The organism is Mycobacterium sp. SMC-13 (assembly GCF_045311035.1).
Taxonomy (GTDB): Bacteria; Actinomycetota; Actinomycetes; order Mycobacteriales; family Mycobacteriaceae; genus Mycobacterium.
Genome location: NZ_JBJIAI010000076.1, coordinates 1 through 1,790 on the forward strand (window position 1 = coordinate 1; position 1,790 = coordinate 1,790).

Consider the following 1,790-nt stretch of genomic DNA (forward strand, 5'->3'; position numbering starts at 1 on the left):
CGTCCCGGCGAAGGCCCTAGGGCATGCACACATCTAGTTGGGTGGGGATTCCCGAATCGGTATTTCGTGTGATTCATATTGCGGCACTTCGGCTTTGGCGGAGGTGTCGACATGCTGGCGCAAATTGACTGGTCATTAGGTCGGTTCGGGGATCTCCGCCTCGATAAAGGGGGGCGGCGCTCGTCGAATGCATGGTCGCGGGCAAGGATGTCTGCCTGCGACGGCTGGCAGGAGGCATGCGTGCCCGGGAGGTGCGCTTCAACCGCTTTCTCGGCAATGCCAAGGTGACGACGACGCGGATAATCGAAAGCTGGAGCGATGGTACGGTAATGGCGGCCGAAGGCCGCCATGTGCTGGCGATCCAGGATACCAGCGAGATCAATTTTGCCACCAAGGCACAAAACCGGCGTGGCTTGGGCGAGATCGGTCATGGCAACACCCGCGGGGTGTTGCTGCACCCGATGCTGGCCGCAGACGCGGAAAGCGGCTGCTGCCTTGGCCTGTTGCACGGCGAGATCTGGACCCGCCAGGGCCGCCGCACCGTCTCGCACGACAATCGCGATCTGAAGGACAAAGAATCGCAACGCTGGATCGCGACCGCTCTGGCAGCCAAGCCGCTGTTGGCGAAGGCTGCGATGGTGACCATGCTGGGCGACCGCGAGAGCGACATCTTCGCGCTCTACGCCTGCGCCGCAGAACACCAGTTCCACGTCATTGCCCGGAGCATGCATGATCGCAAGCTGGCGGATGGCTGTGGCCTGTATGCGGCCAGCGAGGCCATGACCAGCATCGAACAACGGACCATCGTATTGCCTGCGCGAGCACAACGGCCTGAGCGGGCTGCGCTTCTCGATCTGCGCTTCGGCGCCGTCGAACTGGCCCGACCGCAAACCAAGTTCCTGCGCCATCTGCCGAAAAGCCTACCCTTGATCCTGGTCGATGTGCGCGAGATCGAGCCGCAGGCCGGGATCGAGCCGCTGCACTGGCGGCTGCTCACCACGCATCCGGTGACGAATGCAGAAGAGGCCTGGCGCATTATCGAATGGTACAAGCGGCGGTGGCTGATCGAGCAGTTCTTCCGCATCTTGAAGACACAAGGCCTCAAGCTCGAAGACAGTCAGATCGGGACCGCCGAGCGGCTTCTCAAGCTGGTCGCGATCGCGGCCAAGGCGGCAGTCATCTCCCTTCAGCTTGTGCAGGCGCGCGATGGTCGCGACAACCAGTCTGTCCGAATTGCCTTCAATGCTGGGGAAGTCGCTACACTTGCCGCCCTCAATCGCAACCTCGAAGCCCAAAGCAAGCGGCTGAGAAACCCGCACCCGCCTGACAGCCTCGCTTGGGCCGCCTGGATTATCGGCCGGCTCGGCGGCTGGGACGGCTATCCATCGTCCAAACCGCCGGGCCCCATCACTATGAAACACGGCCTGCAATACTTCCACGCCGCAGCCGCTGGATGGTCCCTCAGAGATCTGTGCATGCCCTAGGGCCTTCGCCGGGACGACAGCACCATTGGGCACAGGCGTACCACACCATCAACAACCACGGCTTGGATGTGTGGCGCGTTAGCCGCCCCCACTCAAATCGCCCGCGCAAACCTGCGAAAGCCCGGTGCGCCGGTCAGCGCTTCGAAGGCGGCGTCGCGCTTCTCTTCGGCGAAGGCGAAACCCGCCTTGGTGTAGCAGCGTTCGGCCGCGTCGTTGCCGATCAGGAACGAGATCGACGCCCGCGCGAAACCTGCCGCCTTGCCGTCGGCGAGCGCGCGGCCGATCAGCTCCTGCACCAGACCACGG

Annotated in this window: 1 protein-coding gene and 1 pseudogene; one reads left to right on the forward strand and one right to left on the reverse strand. The window is 63.4% G+C overall.

Annotation, left to right across the window (positions count from 1 at the left end; translation table 11 throughout):
• Positions 1-191: 191 nt before the first annotated feature.
• On the forward strand, positions 192-1,484 hold the full coding sequence (locus ACJH6I_RS31710) for an IS4 family transposase (protein WP_110201936.1): 1,293 nt from the start codon (positions 192-194) through the stop codon (positions 1,482-1,484).
• 92 nt (positions 1,485-1,576) lie between these two features.
• On the opposite strand, the pseudogene ACJH6I_RS31715 reads toward ACJH6I_RS31710, so the two are convergent.
• Positions 1,577-1,790: pseudogene (locus tag ACJH6I_RS31715) on the reverse strand (hypothetical protein); the annotation flags it as partial.

Bases quoted from the DNA above. Each gene is read 5' to 3' on its own strand.
- ACJH6I_RS31710 (WP_110201936.1), top strand. From the start codon at position 192: ATGGTCGCGGGCAAGGATGTCTGCCTGCGACGGCTGGCAGGAGGCATG.